This is a genomic window from Microvirga mediterraneensis, from assembly GCF_013520865.1.
In the GTDB taxonomy this organism is placed as follows: domain Bacteria; phylum Pseudomonadota; class Alphaproteobacteria; order Rhizobiales; family Beijerinckiaceae; genus Microvirga; species Microvirga mediterraneensis.
Genome location: NZ_JACDXJ010000001.1, coordinates 2569376 through 2586528, shown reverse-complemented (window position 1 = coordinate 2586528; position 17153 = coordinate 2569376). Strand labels below are relative to the sequence as shown.

Below are 17153 nucleotides of genomic sequence, written 5' to 3'. Positions count from 1 at the left end.
CTGGTGACGTGTCAGAACCAGAGGAGCGCATATCGGGCGTGTTTAGCTGCCCTACGGTCGCAGAGGGCGCAGCCAAGGAGGTGCCGACGCCTGAGGAGAAAGTGGGAATGGAGGGCATTAGGCGGCCTCTCCGGTCGCCTCAGGCATCTCGTCAACGAAATCCCGAGCGCGAACCTTACCGCCTGTCGCCCTCTCAATTCGGAGCAGCTTCGCGAGGTTGGGCTTGCGCTTTCCGCTCGCGTAGCGCGACACGGCTGCTTGGGTGGCACCGATCTTCAACGCAAACTGAGCGTGAGTCTGGTGGGTTTCGGAGAGGTACTGAGAGAGCTTCATGCAGATCTATATACCAATTTGGCATAACGACTGCAAGCCCAAAAATACCATTTTGGTTTTGGACGGATTTAAGCCTGTCAGTTACCAAAATGGTATGACGTGGCTCAGATCGCTCAGAACGAAAAACAATCTCTCACAAGCGCAGCTGGCCGAACTCGCCGGCACATCCCAACCTCAGATCAAACGACTTGAGGATGGTGAGAGGAAGCTGACGAAAGAATGGGCGGAGCGCCTTGCCCCTCACCTACACGTTTCCGCGGAGGAACTTCTCTTCCCGCCGCGTATGGTCCCCTTGGTCGGGTACGTGGGCGCCGGCTCGCTGGCGCATTATTTCGGCGAAGGTGACGGCAACCTCGGCGAGGTCGAAGCCCCTGAGAATGCATCCGAAAAAACAGTCGGCGTGGAGATCCGGGGCGAGTCACTCGGTATTATGCTCGACGGCTGGGTCGCATATTATGATGAGGTAAGAGAGGCCCCGACCGCGGACATGATCGGGAAGCTCTGCGTTGTGGGGCTCTATGACGGCCGGGTGCTTATCAAGAAACTTGAGAAGGGCCAGCTCCCCAAACACTACAACCTCTTGTCCCAGGACCCTCCGATCTATGATGCTGAGGTAACTTGGGCGGCTGTAGTCAAGGCAATGATGCCTCGGTCCTAAGCCTTACGTGCGTGCACGCGAGGCCGTATGCCCGAGGCCATGGCCTGCATCACTATCCGCTGCCTCAATCTTGATGATTGAAATCTCGCCGTATGTGACCCATTCCGGCCGCCAGCCTTCAAGTTCTAAAGCCCTCATTGCAATATCCTCTGGGGTACGCTTGCCTTCCCTCACAGCATCTCGGATCCGCAGGGCATAGACAGCATCCTCAAGGAAAGTCATTTTCTTGCCGGCATCTCGATAGGCGCCATTGATCCAGAACATGGCGATCTGTTCCGGCTGAAGCTTGATCTCCGTCAATGCGTACGGGTCTGTGCTCTCGTTCATAGCTTATTCCTCTCCTATTCAACGACGCTCGGCACCTGGCCGAACTTGGCTAAGATCTTCGCGTCCTCGTACTCCCCAAGGTCCGGGTTGCCGGACCGTGAGAAGACAATCACCCCTGCTTTCGTCTCTGCGAGCCTCCGACCTATCCGGACCGCCTCATCGCTGCCTCTAGCCTCGATCCCCTCTTCAGCGAGAAGCCCTCGCGGCGCTTCCACGAAGGGCAGGACCACGTAGTACGTCAGACGCAAGATCAATCACCTCCCTGACTGATTACCTCCTTATGAGAACAAATGCGGAACATATGAGTCAATCCGCCACGGCTGCACCGCGCCTGTGGATATCTAGGAAAAGTGCCGCAGCGTCACGAGATCGAAAATAATTCCATTTTGGTATTGACGATAAATACCGATTTGGTATGTTCATCCCATCAGCAACGGGATGAGCCGACATGCAGCCCAGAGTTCTAGCCCCTCTCAATGATCGCCTGCTCTACATCAACGAGGATGGATCACGGCGCGAAGATCTGATCGCCAAGGCCGTCGAAGATCGCATCACCGTCGATAAGCTTCGGTACGCCCATCTCAGCGAGCATTGGACGGAAGAGGACTGGTACCGGGACGCCAAGAGCGTCATCGAGGCTAGGGTCCACGGCGAAGAGCAACAGTACTGGGGCAATGTCCAGACCCGGGCGCTTGGCGGGATGACCGTCTCTGACGACCTCGCCTCCAAGGAAGCCCAGGGCCGCCTCATCCGCCGCGCCACTGAGTTGTACGGCGAAGCCTACGTCCGCGAGAAATACGACATCGCTATCGGCGCCTCAATCCAGAGTGAGCCGGTTGATGTCGCTCCGTTCCTCCAGGCTGCGGAGTAGGACCATGGCAATCCGCACAATTGAGACTTCTGTTGAGGTCGATCTGGGGGATTTCGAAGACGACGAATTGGTCGATGAGCTTGAGGCTCGCGGCTACACCGTCGTTAAATCAGCCGATAGCGGCGACCAACGCAGCGCCATTCTAGACGACGCCGCTTGGAGGCTCTCGCGCGGCGATGTCGATGACGCGCTCCACATCCTCGCTCGCACACTAGGTCCTCAGTTCCGCGATCTGCCTGAACTTGTTCGCAAGAGGATGAACTGACATGGGCGCCGTCAAGCAACTCTACATGGACCGTGCCGCTAGCCAGTCTAGCCACTCCTTCCAGCGCCTCGCCGATCTGAAGGCGAAGCTCGCAGCTGCCGACGCTATCGCCGATGGCATCCGCGCCAAGGCTCTTCGGGACCACTCATCCGACGAACCCTACGAGACGGCATGCGCCCTCTCATCCCGCATCACGGCCGCTCTCTCGCTGGTCGAGATGATGATCGAAGACATGGAGGGCCGCTGAAATGGGCACCGTCATTCCATTCCCTCAGAAGCCCGCCCTGCGTCTCGTCTGCTCCGAAACAAGCGAGCAGGTCCATGCGGATGTGGCTTTCCTGAACAGCCTCCTCCAGCACAAGGCGAACATCGTCTGCCCGACCTGCATTGGACGCGGCCTCTTCATCTTCAAGGACGCCGAGACGGGACTTCTCGACTCTGCCCCCTGCCCTTGCGGTGGGACTGATGAAGACCGGATCTCTCCTGACTTCGGAGGGGCTGCCTAATGCCCCACTTCTCCAAGGAAGAGCGCGAAGTCCTGATCCCTCTCATTGAGGATTGGGCCAAGAACGCGAAGGACGAGAACGCTCGGCGGCAGCTCACCCGCTCCCTCAAGCGGTTGCAGGACTCCGATCGTCACCATGCAGCCAAGGACGCCGAAGGGAGGAAGGCATGAGCAAGCGCCGCCCCTGGAGCGAAGCGGACGACCGGTTTCTAACGACCTACTACGGCGAGTGCGGCGTCTCCGCTGAAATGCTCGCCGAAGACCTGCAACGCACGGTCGGATCTGTCAGGCAGCGTCTTCTGGTTTTGGGCGTGAAGGCTCCTGAATGGAAGCGCAAGTCAAAACAAGGAGCACAGTCATGAACCTCTGCTCTCCCCGCTGCAAGGCCTACTGCGAGAAGGCGTTCACGATCTTTCTGATCGCCACGATCCCCGCTCTGGTCGGGTTCATCGTCTTCGCTGCCTGCCAGGCGATGAAGACACCATGAAGCCGGTCGTGATCAATCCGCGCTGGCGCGGACCTCTCACCAAGCGGGCCGAACGTGTCCGCATCGAAACAACGGCGCGTCTGTGCCGTGAGCTGGGGCGCGAGAAGCCGGTGATCCGGCTCCCCAAGGGAGACCAGAAATGACCATCCTAAAAGCCTTCGGCCCACGTGCCCGAGAGATCAAGCATTCGGTCGACAACTTCGCCCACTGTGCCGACATCGCCCCCGCCTCCATGAGCGCCACGGCCAACGGGCCCGGGGAGGCGGAATACGACATCGAGCCGGCCGTCGAGGAATTGCGCCGCGCCGCCGACACCCTGGAAGCGCTGGACGCCAAGATCAAAGCGGCCCGCCCGATGACACAGCAGGCCCCGCGTGTTCCCGTTCTCACATACGGACAGTACTGATGAACCCCATTCAAATCTCTGCCCTTGAGCGGCAGATCGAAGACCTGATCGCCTCCTATCCGGAGCTTGCCGAAGACGAGACGCTGCGGGCGGATATGGTCCAAGGCTCCACCGATGCCGAGGAGATCCTCTCCAAGGTGGTTGATCGGATGATGGAAGCCGAGAGCATGGCTTCCGCAATCGGCAAGCGGGTAGACGATCTGAAGTCGCGTCAGGCTGCCTACGACCGCCGCAGCGATGCAATGCGCAAGCTGGCGTTCCGCATCATGAGTGCGGCCCAGGTGCGCAAGATGCCCCTACCCGAGGCGACCCTCTCAATCCGGGCCGTTCCTCAGTCAGTCGTTGTGACGGACATGACCAAGCTCCCGCGTGAATACGTGAAGACCAAGACCGAGGAGAGCGCCGATCGACAGAAGCTCAAAGAGGCTCTGCAGGAAGGCAAGGAGATCCCCGGCGCCATGCTGTCGAACGGTGGCGAGACGCTCGCGGTAAAGGTGAAGTGATGAACCACAAGGACAAGAAGATTGCCGAGACCCTCGCCAAGTTTGGCGAGCCTATGGGCGACAACATCTGGCGCGTCCAAGGGACAGCAGTCATCTACCACAAGACGCTTGAGCGGATCGCAGCGCAGGCAAAGATCCAGTTCGACGTTCCGACCGTCCTTCGTGCCGAGAAGGAGGAAGCTGTCCTGATGGTCGTGGGCCGGATGGGCGACCGCCTGGAATGGTCCATTGGTGAAGCCACCATCGGCATGAACTACCGGGTTTCCGGCAAGCAAGCAGCCTACCCCTATGCCATGGCCGAGAAGCGCGCGAAGGATCGCGTCATCCTGAAACTGATCGAACTCTCTGGCGACGTGTATTCGGAAGAGGAAGCCGACGAGTTCAAGGAGAGCCGACCGGATCGCGGCCAGTCTCAGCAACGACAGGAGCAGCGCCAGAGCACGAAGGTGAGCGAGGCCGACATCATTGCCGAGTTCCGGAAGGCCGGCAGCGTGGAAAGCCTGAAGGGAGTCTATGCGACGGCCAAGCAGTACATCGATCTGATGAACGAGAAGGCTGTCGATGAGGTGCGCACAGCCTACACCGAACGGCTCCATGAGCTCCGGGAGGCGGCATGACCACCCGCGTCGTCGCCACGGAAGCTGACCGGCAAGGTCTGATGCGCCTGATCCAGGCCCGCGAGCTTCCCTTCACGGTTGAGATCGTGAAGGGCAAGCGTCGCTCCGTCGATCAAAACAGGCTGCAGCGCCGACTCTTGAGCGAGATTGCCGAGCAGACCGACCAGACCGCGGAGGAGGTTCGCGCCTACTGCAAGTTAACGATCGGCATCCCAATCCTGCGGTCTGAAAGCGAGCTGTTCGCGCAGAAGTACGACGCGCATATCCGCTCCCTGCCCTATGCGACCAAGCTGGCAATGATGGCTGAGCCGTTCGACTTTCCCGTAACTCGTTTGATGTCGGTGGCGCAGAAGACCCGCTACCTCGATGAGATCCAGCGCCACTTTGGCGCCCAAGGCGTGATCTTCTCTTCTCCCCTGGAGGCAGCATGACCGATCCCCGCCCCTCCCTCTCTGACAAGAAGCGCCGGGAGCTCTTCCTCATGCACGGCGGCGTCTGCCACCTGTGTGGGATGAAGATCGACGGCACCCGCCAGCGCTGGGAAGTCGAGCATGTCATCCCCCGCTCCATGCTTGGGAAGCTTGCCGACACCGACGACAACATGAAGCCTGCGCATGTCGACTGCCACAAGGTCAAGACGGCCGAGGATAAGGGGAACCTGGCTCGAGCCGTTCGCCGGCAGGATCGCCATACAGGCGTTCACCGATCAAAGACGCCCATGCCGTTCGGACGCAATTCGCCATTTAAGAAGCGGATGGATGGGTCTGTCGTTCGGAGGTCGAAATGATCACCGTTCAAGACCGCTATGCGCAGGAGTGGCGCCCGGGTTCCTGGCGCAAGCAGGGCGTGGACTGGAGCTGGCGCCGAGGCACGCTCGGCGGATCCCGCTGGCGCATGCGGCTCGATGGCGTGACGGTCGGATCTGTGTGGCCCTCTGGTGCCGGCTGGCGGGCCTTCGGCGGCATCGGATCCACGGCCAAGAGCCTCGGCGTCTATGACGATCTGGAGCGGGCCAAGACCATCGTAGAGGCATGGACGAGAGGGGTTGAACAATGAGCACGACCGAGACCGAGAAGACCCTCCCCCCTGGAGATGTAGAGAAGGTGATAGCCCGACTGCGCGGGTTTCGATCCATCAATGAGTGGGGCGACCCATGTCATCATACGGAACTCGACGCAATCGCCGATCAGTTCGCCTCCCTCCTCACCACCTCTACAGAGGGAAACAAGAGGCTGAGAGTGGAGAATGAGCGGCTACGGGCGGATTTGCACGACGAATGCTTTGAGCATGGCAAGGTGATCGCCCAAAGGGACGCCTCTCAATCTCAAGCAGAAGCGATGAAGGCGGCTCTGGAGGAGTCCGCCAAGATCGTCCGCGCTTATGAAGATGCAAAACGCGATTGGGGCAACGAGATCGAGCGGCTACAGGGCGTCAAGGCACGTCTGGAGGGGGAACTGCTCGACATGACCGAAACCGCCAGCCACGCCCGCTCCGAGGCCAAGCGGTTACGCGAAGCCCTCAAGGGAGAGATGCGCAGCACCGGGCTCTATCGCCCTTCGATGAGGCAGATGGATGAGGGAGATGCTGCCCTCTCCATAAAGGGAGGCGAGAGCAATGGCCGGTAAGATGACAGATTGGATCGACGTGAATGATCGCCTCCCCGGCGAGCAGGGCCAGGACAGCGAGGATGTGCTGTGCTTCCTCAACGGCCATTGCGGCATTCTCGATACCGAGGCTCGTATGGGCGGCGGATGGGGCATTCGGCTGGGGTTCTATGACGCCGGTAAGCGCATGTTCCGCTGCTCTGGCCAGCCCACATGGGAGGTGACCCATTGGATGCCTCTCCCCGAGCCTCCCTCCCTCACCCGCCCCACCATCAAGAATGAGACACGCCATGACTGAGATGCGAGAGAAGATCCTCGAGCGCGCCCTCCGTTCGATTATGCAAGCCTGCGAAGATGGTCGTGTCTGCGATGATGTGGCTTGGTACGACCAGTACATCACCCTGTACGACTTCTGCGCCACGGAACTGGAACGCAGCCAGAATGCTGAGGCTCAGACGGAACTCGCCCTCCTGTCCCAATCCTCTCCTTCGGGAGGGGGTATGAGTAAGGGCGCACCCCTGACGGGGCCAGGCTCTCGTCCTGCGGACCATGCCCTTTCAGGTCATGGCCGTTCCGGCTTCGATCCTTTGCGCGAGACGGAGGCAAGCCGCCATGTTGAACGCATCACGCAAAGCATTCTGGACAACTGCCCAGGCGCGACACCTGACGGTGCCCGGTATGCTGCGGTTGAACCGGCCCAGGAAATTGAGCGGCTGGAGCGAGAGCGCGACGGCGCACACAAAGCCGCCGATTGGAATATGCTGGTTGTGGCCGACAGGGATGCTGAAAACGAGCGGCTGAAGGCGGAGATTAAAGCTGTCCGCGAGGGCATCCAGAAAGCCAAGAACATGCTGGACGAAGGTATCCCATCAGGAGAGCCCGTCCACCCTGTCTCCGCCTACCTAACGACGCTCGCCGTGCGCCTTGGAGAAGCCTTCAAAGGAGAGAAGGCATGAGTGACATCGTTAAGCGGCTACGCCAGTGGGACGAGAACAGCCAGTTTGGGAAAGCCCTCTTAGTGGAGGCGGCTGGCGAGATCGAGCGGCTGCGGAAGGACGCCGCGCGGCTCGATTTCCTCGACGGGCTGAATGCTCGGCTCAATACGGCCTGGGGCACGACCTACAAATGGGAGCTGGTCATCAACCACAACGTCAACCGTCTGCTGCTGTCGGACATGAAGGTTGACCTGAACGACATGGCGGCAAATGGCCTGAAGTCGTGCCGGGACGCCATCGACGCGGCAATGGTTCGCGTCAGCGATCTGCGCCCCGAAGGGGTCAAGACCGAAGGGCTTGATCCGAAGGACGCGAGCGCGGTCGGCGTAGCCGAGACGCCCTTTTCCCCCTCTTCAATCTCCCAGGAACAGGAGAAGGGGGTATGAGACGACACGAGCGGGAAGGCTACACCAAAGGCGATATCCAACGCCGTGCCAATGACGCCCTTGTAGCCGATCAGGAACGCCGAGGCTTAGATGTGCGTGGCTGGTCTATCCCAGGCACAGCCGCCCGAGGGTTCGCAGAATTGGCCGCGGCCGCATGGAACAGGTTCTACCGGCTTTGGCTCTTGCGGGCTTACCTCACACCCTATGAACGTGAATACCATCTGCGCCGAGCCCGCATCTGCTTAGATTATGCCCGCCAATGCGACAGACCCCGCTTGCCGGGCGCTTCCCTAACCCCCTGAACTCAAACAATCGAAGCGCGGAGACGGAAGGGATCTGCGCTTCCCCTACGGTCATGGATGATTGAGGACGATGAGCAAACTACTCACCCTTTCCGAAGCGGCCGAAGAGCTGGGGATGTCCGACAAGCTCCTCCGGCAGTACGTCAACAACGGAGAGATATCTTATATCGCCAAGGGTCTAGGCTTGCGGCGCAAACGGCGAATGTTCCACCCTGACGACCTCGCCGCTTTCATTGCTCGCCAACGAAGGACCGATACATGTCAGTCTACAGGCCCAAGGACAAGGACGGGAACACGTCGCCGTTCTACGTCTACGACTTCCAGTACAAACGTCGTCGGTTTCACGGCAATACTGAATGCCGAACGAAATCAGAAGCCCGCAAGGTAGAGGAACGCGAGCGGGAAAGGGCAAAAGAACTTCTGCGAAACGAAGCTGTTCTTGCAGAAGCCCCGATGACATTGGACATCGCCTGTGGTAAATTCTGGATCGATATTGGTCAATACTACAACGGCAACGCCAGAAAAACGTTTAAGTCCTCTCTGGCGTGGCTCGTTAAACATGCAGGTGCCGACCTTTTGCTCTCCGAAGTCACCAACCGCCTTGTTTCGGATCTGGTCGCCACGCGGCGCGGCGAGGGCGTGAAGAACGCCACTGTCAACCGCACCGTGACCGAACCCCTGCGGCGGGTACTGCGCAAGGCGGCCGATGCCTGGGATCAGAAGGTTGGCAAGATCAATTGGGACAGCCACCTGCTGGAAGAGCCCGATGAGCGGGTGCGGGAGCTGACCAAGGACGAGGAAGCGCGGATCGTCGCCGCCCTGACCGAGGACTATCAGGCGGTCTTCCGCTTCGCCCTGCTCTCAGGCTTCCGGCTATCCGAATGCGTGAACCTGAAATGGTCTGACATCGATTGGCATGGCCGCACGGTCTCTGTGCTCGGCAAGGGCAACAAGCGGGCCAAGATCCCGCTCACGAAGGATCTGCGTGAGCTGCTCTTCCCGCTCCAGGGGCGCCACCCGGAAGCCGTGTTCGCCTACAAGGTGCGCCGGCCTCGGAAGGGGCACCGGGCCAAGGGTGAGTATTGCCCGATGACCTATGAGGGCACCAAGACAGCCTGGCGCCGGGCACTGGCGAAGGAAGAGACGGGCGTGACTGATTTCCGCTTCCACGACAATCGGCACACGGCCGCGACCCGCCTGCTGCGCTCAAGTGGTAACCTGAAGCTCGTTCAGAAGCTCCTCAGGCACGAGGACATCGCCACGACGACCAAGTATGCGCACGTCACGGACGAGGATTTGAGGCTTGCGATGGAAACTGCGGCAGAGTCCCAGGGAAAGTCCCAAGATCGAAAAAGCAAAACCGCGTAAGAGGCTGAAACTATGGATAGAATAGAAATAGGGCTGGCTGCTCCCAAAGCAGATGCGCTACCAGACTGCGCTACACCCCGTTATCCTCAACAGCTTGGTTTCTCTATCGATTTGAGAACCGATACGCAAGGGCGAGGTTCCTCTCCAGTGCATCATGCGGAAAAGTGGCCCCATTTTGAGTCCGATACTCTCGGAGAACAAACGAAGCGGCCGTTTCCTGACACGAATCCTGGGGATGCCCTTCCGGCCCCTCGGAAGGGTCGGCATAGGCGCCCCCTATCCCGAATGCGATATTCTTCCGGGCGCCCCATACCTCGCATGATTGCCGGCGGAGTTCTTCCCTCCATCGGCGCCCGAGCCATAATCCCTATCCCGGTCCAGGTTTGCCCCTACGGATCGTACCTGAGCGCCAACCATCCGGAGGCGCTCCTTTTTTGGGCACGACGACCTCACGCAACAGAACTCTTTGAAATTCCTCAGACCATGCTCACACCAGCTTCCGCCTCTAGAAGGGTTGTTCCCTCGAAGGCAGGATCGCAATCATGAGCCATCGGATACCGGAGCGTCGGGCAAGTCAGCGCTACCGCGCCTTCATGGAAGGCTGGATCGCCAGCGAGACGACGGCCGAGCCGATCGAATGCATGGTCTGGGACCTGTCGGAGGCCGGAGTGCGGCTCGTAGTGCCCCCGCCGGCGGACGTTCCCGTGGAGTTCGAACTCCGGATTCCCTCGGAGGACGCGAAGGCGAAGGTCCGGCTGATCTGGACGACCGGCATCCACTACGGGGCGAAGTTCACGGATTGACGCGTCCCTAGCCGGTCAAGTGTGCCGAGAAAGCGGAACGACCTGCCGGGGACAGGCGATCACGCATCGGATTATCGCTTGAACAGCGGGTGCTCCACCCGGTCGCCCGGCTTGATCCCGAGCTTGGCCGCCGTGCCGGCATTCAGCTCCAGCACGGACAGCACGGGTTCACCGGAAGAAATGGTCCGGGTCGAGAGCGGCTCGGTGTTGGCGGCGATTCGCGCAATCGTCCCATCGGCGCGGATGAACAGCATATCGAGCGGCAGATAGGTGTTCTGCATCCACATGGAGACAGGCTCGACACGGCCGAAATCGAACAGCATGCCCTGATCGGCCGGCATGGACCGCCGGAACATCAGCCCCTGGGCCCGATCCGCATCGTTGCGGGCGACCTCGACCTTGAAGGCCTGCCGCTGCCCGCCCTGAGTAGCGATCGAGAGGCTCTCGAACGCCTGCGCATAGGCAGCCCCGGCGACCAGGACGAAAAGACCAAAGGCCGACAACGCAGGCCGGAGACGCGACAGCACGGGCAAGCTCATCAATGGGAGTGCGGCAGGGCCATATCGGCCAGACGGACCTCGGCGGCCATGAGGCCCTTGGAGCCGTCTCCGAACCGGACGAAGACGCGCTCACCCGGCTTCAGCTCGGCGATGCCGTAGCGGCGCAGGGTTTCCATGTGGACGAAGATGTCCGGCTTGCCTTCCCCTTGGGTCAGAAAGCCGAAACCGCGCAGCCGGTTGAACCACTTCACGACCGCAGGCTCCAGCCCGCTGGTGGGCACCACCTGGACATGGGTCCGCGGCAGCGGCAGCTCGGAGGGATGCAGGGCGGTGGATTCGTCCAGCGAGAGAATGCGGAAGGCCTGGAGGCCGCGAGGGCGCTGAACCGCCTCGACGACGATCCGAGCCCCTTCATTGGCCGCCTGGTAGCCGTCCCGGCGCAGGCAGGTCACATGAAGCAGAACATCGGGCATGCCGTTGTCGGGAACGATGAAGCCGAAGCCTTTGGCCACATCGAACCACTTGATACGGCCGCTGACCTGGACGAGCTCAAGAGCGCCCTCTTCCGAGGCGGGCTGAGCGACCTCGCGGTGGCCCTGATCTAAAGGGGAATTCTCCTCGCGGAGACTGAAAGAATTGGAGCCGTAATCGCCAGTCATGAAAATACCCAAACTCGAATCATGAACCCGATTCTTAATAAGAGGATAACATCGTCCTGAATCAGGGGAAGCCAGAAACGCGCATCGAAGGGCGATGAAATTTTCGGCAACCTGCATGTTCTTGAAGTTACGATACAAACTCTGAAAAGACGGAGCCGATTTCCGCATGAATCACCAGATCGGCGGCCTCGTCGAGGGGGGTCGGCTCCCGATTGACGATCACCAGCCGGGCTCCGCTCTCCTTGGCAAAGGCCGGAAAAGCCGCCGCCGGGTAGACCACGAGCGAGGATCCCGCGACCAGGAAGAGGTCGCACGAGGCCGTCAGCCGCTGTGCCTGACGCATGGGCCCCTCCGGCATGGTCTGCCCGAAGGAGATGGTAGCCGATTTGAGGATACCCCCGCAGATCCGGCAGTTGGGCGGCTCGCCATCCGCGTCTAAGCACTGCCGCACCCAGTCGAGCTCATGGCGACAGCCGCAGGACAGGCACCTGGCATAGGTGCCGTTGCCGTGCAGTTCGATGACCTGATCCTCGCCGAGGCCCGATGCCTGGTGGAGACCGTCGATGTTCTGGGTGATGACGGCGGGCATGCGGCCGGTCGCGACGAGGGATGCGAAGCCGAGATGCCCCAGGCTCGGACCTGCGCCCCGATAGAGATCGTCCATGGCGAATTTCCGCCGCCAAGCCTCCCGGCGCGCTTCCGCGCTCCGCATGAAAAGTTCGAAGGAAATCGGCTTGTGCCGCATCCAGGGGCTGCCCGGGGACCGGAAATCGGGGATGCCGCTCTCGGTCGAGATTCCCGCCCCCGTGAAGCCGGCGATCACCTGAGCGTCTTGAATCATGTCCCGTAATGTGGCGATTGATGCGGCAAGGCTTTCAGTCATGTCACTCACATAAGGCTGACAGGCTGTGAGGGAATGCCTTTGCCCATGGGACAGACAGACGTGACCGCCACCTCCCCCGAAGCCCGCAAGACCGCGTCTCAGCGCTGGGATGCCATCGACGTGGCCCGCGGCCTCGCGATCGGCGCGATGATCGTCTATCATTTCAGCTGGGACTTGAGCTTCCTGCAGCTGATCGGGACGAACATCCTCCAGGTCCCGGCGTGGCGCTGGTTCGCACGTGGGATCGCCGGGTCGTTTCTGATGCTGGCGGGATTCGGCCTGGCCCTCGCCCATGTCCAGGGCTTTCGGCGAATCCCTTTCCTGAGGCGCCTCCTGAAGGTCGGCGGGGCAGCTCTGGCCGTAACCTTGGCGACCTATTTCGCCTTTCCCGAAAGCTATATCTTCTTCGGCATTCTTCACTGCATCGCCGTCTCTAGCGTGCTGGCCCTGCCCTTCCTGCGTTTGCATCCCGCCCTGACCCTAGGCGCCGCCGCGTTCTTCCTGATCGGCCCCCGTCTCTTCACGAGCCCTGTCCTCGACGCACCCTGGCTCGACTGGCTCGGCCTCGGCGCGGCCGACCCCGTGACGAACGATTACGTGCCGATCTTTCCCTGGTTCGGTCTCGTGCTGATCGGGGTCGCGGGCGGACAATGGCTGCTGGCTCGGCGGGAGGCGCTCGGCCTAGCGCGCTGGCGCGCCGCCAGTCCGATTTCCAAGCTTATGATCTGGGCCGGGCGCAAGAGCCTGCCGATCTACCTGACGCACCAGATCGTCCTGCTCGGGATCCTTTACGGCGTCGCGCAGATCGTAGGGCCGTCTCCATCGGCGGCCTGCCGGCAGATCTGCCTGATGCAGAACGGAGACCCGGCCCTATGCCCGTCGGTCTGCTCCTGCATCCTGCAGCAGGTCCCCGAGCGCGGTCTCTGGCAAAGGCTCCTCGCCAACAAGGCTGCCGAAGAGGACAACATGCGCGTCTCGCGGGCGGCGCAGCAATGCATGCGCCAGAGGCCACCCTCGTAGAGGCGTCCTCCCAAATGTCATGGCCGGGCCTGTCCCGGCCATCCCGCTTGCTTAAAGCATCTCATTTCCCCAATCGAGATCACCGGCACAAGGCCGGTGATGACGTAGAGACATGGTTCGCAAAAGAGGATGCGGGCGCTAAACCACGTTCAACCGCGTCTCCTTCGAGGCGCGCTCCGCCCTCGCCTCCGCCAAAAGGCAAAGGAGTTCGAACGCGATAGAAGCTCCGACCAGCGCCGTGCCGCCCGACTGGTCGAGCGGCGGAGAGACTTCGACCATGTCGGCGCCGATGAGGTTCAGGTGACGGAAGCCGCGGACGAGTTGCAGCGCCTCGCGGCTCGTGAAGCCGCCGATCTCCGGCGTGCCGGTGCCCGGGGCGAAGGCCGGATCGATGGAATCGATGTCGAAGGTGAAATAGGTCGGGTCCCCCCCGACGATCCGGCGCGCCTCGGCGATGGCATAGGGGATGCCCTTCTCCGCCACCTCTTCCATGTCGATGATGCGGATCCCCTGGTCGAGAGCCCATTCGCGCTCGTCGGCAGCATACATGTGCCCCCGTATCCCGATCTGCACCATGCGCCTGGGATCGAGCACGCCGTCTTCGATGGCCCGGCGGAACGGCGTCCCGTGGGTGAGCTTCTGGCCACCGAAATACGTATCACCCGTATCGCTGTGCGCATCCACATGGATCATGCCCACCGGACCGCTCTTCGCGGCGAGCGCGCGAAGGATCGGATACGAGATGATGTGATCGCCGCCGATGGAAAGAGGCGTCACACCGCCTTGGTGGAGATAGGAGATCTCCGCCTCGATACGGCGAAGCGTATCCTGTACGTCGATGGGATTGACCGGAACGTCGCCCACATCCGCGCAGGCACAGAGATCGTAAGGCGCTACCAGGGTTCCATAATTGACAAGGCGCATGAGCGATGACGCCTCGCGCACCTGGCGCGGCCCGAGGCGGGTTCCGGGACGGTTCGTGGTGGCGCCGTCGAATGGAATGCCGAGGATCGCAATGTCGATCTCGCCTGGGGCCTGGATCGGGGCAAGATAAGGCAGCCGCATGAAAGTCGAAATGCCGGCAAACCGGGGAACCACCATGCCGGACAACGGCTGGTAGGTCTCCAGCCGCTGCTCGCGGGTGGTGGGCTCGCTCATCTTCTTAAGATTCTGTGCCATCGATGGAATCCCCCTGCATCAATGAACGGCGCGGGCGAAAACCCGCTCGATCCGCTCCATCCCCCAGTCAATCTCGTCCCGGGTGATGGTGAGAGGCGGGGCGAAGCGCAGCACCGTCCCATGGGTGTCCTTCGAGAGGACGCCGTTCTCGAGCAGCGCATCGCAGACCGCACGGGCAGAGACCACGTTGGCATCCACCTCGACACCGACCCACAGGCCGCGGCCGCGCACCTCCTTCACGATGTTGCTGCGCATGGCGCGCAGGCGGTCCTGGAGGTAGCTGCCCATTTCGGCGCTCCGCTCGACGAGATGTTCCTCTTCGATCACCGCCAGAGCCTCCAGGCCGATCCTGGCGGCCAGGGCGTTCCCCCCGAAGGTCGAGCCATGAGAGCCGGGATTGAAGACCTCCATGACGTCGCGCGTCGCCACGAAGGCCGAGACCGGATAGACTCCGCCGCCCAGGGCCTTGCCAAGGATCAGCCCGTCCGGCTTGATGTTCTCGTGCTGGTGGGCGAACCAGCGGCCGGTGCGGCCGAGGCCCGACTGCACCTCGTCGAGGATCAGCAGAATGTTGTTCCTATCGCAGAGCGCGCGCAAATCCCTCAGGTATCCCTCGGGCGGGAGGACGATCCCCGCCTCACCCTGGATCGGTTCGATCAGGATGGCGCAGGTGTTGCCCGTGATTGCTCCCTCGATGGCTGCGAAATCGCCGAACGGCACCAGCTTGAAGCCCCCGGCGAAGGGACCGAAGCCCTCGCGATACGATTCGTCGGACGAGAACCCCACGATGGTGGTTGTGCGGCCGTGAAAATTGTTGTTCGCGACGATGATCTCTGCCTGATCCTTCGTGATCCCCTTCCGGCTATAGCCCCGGCGGCGGGCCGCTTTGATGGCGGTCTCGACGGCTTCCGCGCCGGTGTTCAGGGGGAGCGCCATATCGAGTCCGGTGATCTGGACGAGCCGTTCCAGGAAGGGGCCGAGCAGTTCCGTGTGGTAGGCGCGGCTAGTGACGGCGAGCTTGGACGCCTGTTCCATCATCGCCTTCAGAATACGCGGATGACCATGGCCGAGGCTAACGGCCGAGTAGGCGCTCATCATGTCGAGATAGCGCCGGCCCGCCGTATCCGTGGCCCACACGCCCTTCGCCTCCCTCAGAACGACAGGCAGGGGATCGTAATTGGCGGCTGTGACCGATCGTTCGAGAGCAATGAAATCCATGGGTTCCTCCATGGACAAGCTTATGAGCTTCGCTCCCCGATCGAGGCTGAATCTCCGGGCTCCCACAGCCGTTTCTGTCGTTCCGTGACGCGGCCGCGCCTAATCCCGGTGGTCGGCGACCGGGTAGCCCTCGAAGTCTTTCAGGGTCTTCAGGACGAAGGTCGTGTGGATACGACCGATTCCGAACCCGGGATCGGCCAGATAAGCCTCAGTCAGGGCCTCATAGGCCGCCAGGGTCGGCGCCACGATCCTTGCGATGTAATCGTACTCGCCGTTGACGACCTGCAGTTCGATCACAGCAGGATTGGCTGTCAGGGCCCGCTCCAACCGCTGCCGCGTCCCGGTCGATGGATCGCGCATGCTGATCCCGGCCAGCGCGATGATGTCGTGCCCAAGAGCAGACGGCTCGATCAAGGCCGTATAGCCTCGGATCACGCCCTTCTGTTCAAGCCGTCTGACGCGCTCGAGACAGGGGCGCGCCGAGAGCCCGACCCGCTCCGACAGAGCCTGGTAGGTGATGCGCCCATGGTCGCGGAGCGCATCGAGGATCATCAGGTCGATCCGGTCGAGGGAGGGCTTGACGCTGCGGCTTAGCAGCTTCGAGGGCGGCTTCATGGTTCGGCTCGCACAGGGCCCATGAGAACGGTATGGGCCGGCAACAGATGGTCAGGTCTCTATCCTACGAAGCATAAGCGTTGCAATTCCACATTAGGAATGAGACCGCGCGGTAACCGGTCGCCGACACGAGCGGAGCCTCACTCCCGGACCTCGGATGCTTCTTCAGAATCGGGTCGCAAATTTGATACTATGTATCATCAAATTCCTATGACACTACGTCACTTTCCACACTTGTATATCATTTCATTGTTGAATCAGAGCCACGTTCTAGTATAACTCTACGTCACATTTCAGGGACCAAAATCAGTGAACCTTCTCTCGGAGACAGATGTCGCCGACAGCATTTCGGCGCTTTGTAAAGCCCTTGATGAAAATAACCGAAGCGCAGTCGGCATGGACATGTCACTGACCCACTCTCTCGGGTTCGACTCGCTCAAGCTGATGCAGTTCTTCGCCGGGGTTGAGGCGCTGTACCCCGAAGCGGCCCTCGAAGACTGGTTCATCGAGCACAGCGCCGACGGTCGCGATACGCTTCGCAGTGCCGTTTCCTATCTGGTACGATTTCTTCCGCAGCGAGCGGCAAAAGGTTGAAACCAGCCTCTCCTTTTGCCAACTAGTACCGCTTGGTCGACAGCGCTTTTGGGAT

General features: G+C 61.1%; 31 protein-coding genes and 1 pseudogene. 23 read left to right on the top strand and 9 right to left on the bottom strand.

Translation table 11 applies throughout. The features are described 5' to 3' along the window. Positions 1-117: 117 nt before the first annotated feature. Positions 118-333, bottom strand: a complete 216-nt coding sequence (locus tag H0S73_RS12295) for a helix-turn-helix domain-containing protein (protein WP_181052428.1) — start codon at positions 331-333, stop codon at positions 118-120. On the opposite strand from H0S73_RS12295, the gene H0S73_RS12290 reads away from it, so the two are divergent. Further along, complete coding sequence (locus H0S73_RS12290; protein WP_246388849.1) at positions 332-991, top strand: helix-turn-helix domain-containing protein; 660 nt, start codon at positions 332-334, stop codon at positions 989-991. The two genes, H0S73_RS12295 and H0S73_RS12290, sit on opposite strands and share 2 nt — an antisense overlap. A 3-nt stretch (positions 992-994) precedes the next feature. Here H0S73_RS12290 and H0S73_RS12285 read toward each other — a convergent pair whose 3' ends face one another. Continuing rightward, a complete protein-coding gene (locus H0S73_RS12285) occupies positions 995-1318 on the bottom strand; it encodes a hypothetical protein (RefSeq protein WP_181052427.1) in 324 nt (107 codons plus the stop codon). Between the two features lie 14 nt (positions 1319-1332). After that, positions 1333-1566, bottom strand: a complete 234-nt coding sequence (locus H0S73_RS12280) for a hypothetical protein (protein WP_181052426.1) — start codon at positions 1564-1566, stop codon at positions 1333-1335. A 200-nt stretch (positions 1567-1766) separates the two neighbouring features. On the opposite strand from H0S73_RS12280, the gene H0S73_RS12275 reads away from it, so the two are divergent. From H0S73_RS12275 to H0S73_RS12190, 20 genes and pseudogenes are all read left to right on the top strand, one after another. Next, positions 1767-2189, top strand: a complete 423-nt coding sequence (locus tag H0S73_RS12275) for a hypothetical protein (RefSeq protein WP_181052425.1) — start codon at positions 1767-1769, stop codon at positions 2187-2189. A 4-nt stretch (positions 2190-2193) separates the two neighbouring features. Then, positions 2194-2454 (top strand): hypothetical protein, encoded by a 261-nt coding sequence (locus H0S73_RS12270; protein WP_181052424.1) that lies wholly within the window; start codon positions 2194-2196, stop codon positions 2452-2454. Between the two features lies 1 nt (position 2455). Continuing rightward, entirely contained in the window at positions 2456-2701 is a 246-nt protein-coding gene (locus H0S73_RS12265) for a hypothetical protein (RefSeq protein ID WP_181052423.1), read from the top strand. A gap of 1 nt (position 2702) precedes the next feature. Then, positions 2703-2960: a hypothetical protein gene (locus H0S73_RS12260; protein WP_181052422.1), complete on the top strand. Its 258-nt coding sequence runs from the start codon at positions 2703-2705 to the stop codon at positions 2958-2960. Positions 2961-3126: 166 nt separating this feature from the next. Beyond that, complete coding sequence (locus H0S73_RS12255) at positions 3127-3321, top strand: hypothetical protein (protein ID WP_181052421.1); 195 nt, start codon at positions 3127-3129, stop codon at positions 3319-3321. Then, positions 3318-3446, top strand: coding sequence for a hypothetical protein (locus tag H0S73_RS26095; RefSeq protein WP_281369164.1), 129 nt, complete (start codon positions 3318-3320; stop codon positions 3444-3446). Before H0S73_RS12255 ends, H0S73_RS26095 begins: the two co-directional genes overlap by 4 nt. After that, positions 3443-3589, top strand: coding sequence for a hypothetical protein (locus tag H0S73_RS12250; RefSeq protein WP_181052420.1), 147 nt, complete (start codon positions 3443-3445; stop codon positions 3587-3589). The genes H0S73_RS26095 and H0S73_RS12250 overlap by 4 nt, the downstream gene beginning before the upstream one ends. After that, positions 3586-3852: a hypothetical protein gene (locus H0S73_RS12245; protein ID WP_181052419.1), complete on the top strand. Its 267-nt coding sequence runs from the start codon at positions 3586-3588 to the stop codon at positions 3850-3852. The genes H0S73_RS12250 and H0S73_RS12245 overlap by 4 nt, the downstream gene beginning before the upstream one ends. Further along, positions 3852-4355, top strand: coding sequence for a siphovirus Gp157 family protein (locus H0S73_RS12240; protein WP_181052418.1), 504 nt, complete (start codon positions 3852-3854; stop codon positions 4353-4355). Before H0S73_RS12245 ends, H0S73_RS12240 begins: the two co-directional genes overlap by 1 nt. Continuing rightward, a complete protein-coding gene (locus H0S73_RS25735) occupies positions 4355-4972 on the top strand; it encodes a trna delta -isopentenylpyrophosphate transferase (protein WP_246388847.1) in 618 nt (205 codons plus the stop codon). Before H0S73_RS12240 ends, H0S73_RS25735 begins: the two co-directional genes overlap by 1 nt. Further along, positions 4969-5403 (top strand): hypothetical protein, encoded by a 435-nt coding sequence (locus H0S73_RS12230; RefSeq protein WP_181052417.1) that lies wholly within the window; start codon positions 4969-4971, stop codon positions 5401-5403. The genes H0S73_RS25735 and H0S73_RS12230 overlap by 4 nt, the downstream gene beginning before the upstream one ends. Then, on the top strand, positions 5400-5759 hold the full coding sequence (locus H0S73_RS12225) for an HNH endonuclease (RefSeq protein ID WP_181052416.1): 360 nt from the start codon (positions 5400-5402) through the stop codon (positions 5757-5759). Before H0S73_RS12230 ends, H0S73_RS12225 begins: the two co-directional genes overlap by 4 nt. Beyond that, complete coding sequence (locus H0S73_RS12220; RefSeq protein WP_181052415.1) at positions 5756-6028, top strand: hypothetical protein; 273 nt, start codon at positions 5756-5758, stop codon at positions 6026-6028. Before H0S73_RS12225 ends, H0S73_RS12220 begins: the two co-directional genes overlap by 4 nt. Beyond that, positions 6025-6597: a hypothetical protein gene (locus H0S73_RS12215; RefSeq protein ID WP_181052414.1), complete on the top strand. Its 573-nt coding sequence runs from the start codon at positions 6025-6027 to the stop codon at positions 6595-6597. The genes H0S73_RS12220 and H0S73_RS12215 overlap by 4 nt, the downstream gene beginning before the upstream one ends. Further along, the gene (locus H0S73_RS12210) at positions 6587-6874 is read left to right on the top strand and encodes a DUF551 domain-containing protein (protein WP_181052413.1); all 288 of its coding nucleotides are present in this window, start codon (positions 6587-6589) and stop codon (positions 6872-6874) included. The genes H0S73_RS12215 and H0S73_RS12210 overlap by 11 nt, the downstream gene beginning before the upstream one ends. Beyond that, positions 6867-7532: a hypothetical protein gene (locus H0S73_RS12205; RefSeq protein ID WP_181052412.1), complete on the top strand. Its 666-nt coding sequence runs from the start codon at positions 6867-6869 to the stop codon at positions 7530-7532. Before H0S73_RS12210 ends, H0S73_RS12205 begins: the two co-directional genes overlap by 8 nt. Next, positions 7529-7957 carry a hypothetical protein gene (locus H0S73_RS12200; protein WP_181052411.1) on the top strand — a complete coding sequence of 143 codons (429 nt, stop codon included), beginning with the start codon at positions 7529-7531 and terminating at the stop codon, positions 7955-7957. Before H0S73_RS12205 ends, H0S73_RS12200 begins: the two co-directional genes overlap by 4 nt. Before the next feature lie 372 nt (positions 7958-8329). Then, positions 8330-8494 (top strand): annotated as a pseudogene (locus H0S73_RS26360) (helix-turn-helix domain-containing protein); the annotation flags it as partial. Positions 8495-8517: 23 nt separating this feature from the next. Then, the gene (locus H0S73_RS12195) at positions 8518-9627 is read left to right on the top strand and encodes a tyrosine-type recombinase/integrase (RefSeq protein WP_181052410.1); all 1110 of its coding nucleotides are present in this window, start codon (positions 8518-8520) and stop codon (positions 9625-9627) included. Between the two features lie 542 nt (positions 9628-10169). Further along, positions 10170-10430: a PilZ domain-containing protein gene (locus H0S73_RS12190; RefSeq protein ID WP_181052409.1), complete on the top strand. Its 261-nt coding sequence runs from the start codon at positions 10170-10172 to the stop codon at positions 10428-10430. 71 nt (positions 10431-10501) lie between these two features. On the opposite strand, the gene H0S73_RS12185 is transcribed toward H0S73_RS12190, so the two are convergent. The 3 genes from H0S73_RS12185 to H0S73_RS12175 form a co-directional block, all read right to left on the bottom strand. After that, on the bottom strand, positions 10502-10969 hold the full coding sequence (locus H0S73_RS12185; RefSeq protein WP_181052408.1) for a DUF192 domain-containing protein: 468 nt from the start codon (positions 10967-10969) through the stop codon (positions 10502-10504). Further along, complete coding sequence (locus H0S73_RS12180) at positions 10969-11589, bottom strand: cold-shock protein (RefSeq protein ID WP_009491555.1); 621 nt, start codon at positions 11587-11589, stop codon at positions 10969-10971. Before H0S73_RS12180 ends, H0S73_RS12185 begins: the two co-directional genes overlap by 1 nt. 127 nt (positions 11590-11716) lie before the next feature. After that, positions 11717-12430, bottom strand: a complete 714-nt coding sequence (locus tag H0S73_RS12175) for an SIR2 family NAD-dependent protein deacylase (RefSeq protein ID WP_181052407.1) — start codon at positions 12428-12430, stop codon at positions 11717-11719. 87 nt (positions 12431-12517) lie between these two features. Here H0S73_RS12175 and H0S73_RS12170 point away from each other — a divergent pair, with 87 nt between their 5' ends. Next, the gene (locus H0S73_RS12170) at positions 12518-13492 is read left to right on the top strand and encodes an acetyltransferase domain-containing protein (protein WP_181052406.1); all 975 of its coding nucleotides are present in this window, start codon (positions 12518-12520) and stop codon (positions 13490-13492) included. A 138-nt stretch (positions 13493-13630) separates the two neighbouring features. Here the strand turns inward: H0S73_RS12170 and speB are convergent, their stop codons facing one another. From speB to H0S73_RS12155, 3 genes are all read right to left on the bottom strand, one after another. Further along, complete coding sequence (speB, locus tag H0S73_RS12165; protein WP_181052405.1) at positions 13631-14671, bottom strand: agmatinase; 1041 nt, start codon at positions 14669-14671, stop codon at positions 13631-13633. Between the two features lie 18 nt (positions 14672-14689). Next, on the bottom strand, positions 14690-15889 hold the full coding sequence (rocD, locus tag H0S73_RS12160) for an ornithine--oxo-acid transaminase (RefSeq protein ID WP_181052404.1): 1200 nt from the start codon (positions 15887-15889) through the stop codon (positions 14690-14692). 99 nt (positions 15890-15988) lie between these two features. Further along, positions 15989-16504, bottom strand: a complete 516-nt coding sequence (locus H0S73_RS12155) for an Lrp/AsnC family transcriptional regulator (RefSeq protein ID WP_181052403.1) — start codon at positions 16502-16504, stop codon at positions 15989-15991. Between the two features lie 309 nt (positions 16505-16813). Between H0S73_RS12155 and H0S73_RS12150 the strand changes: the two genes are divergently transcribed. Then, positions 16814-17098, top strand: a complete 285-nt coding sequence (locus tag H0S73_RS12150; protein WP_181052402.1) for a hypothetical protein — start codon at positions 16814-16816, stop codon at positions 17096-17098. Positions 17099-17153 lie beyond the last annotated feature (55 nt).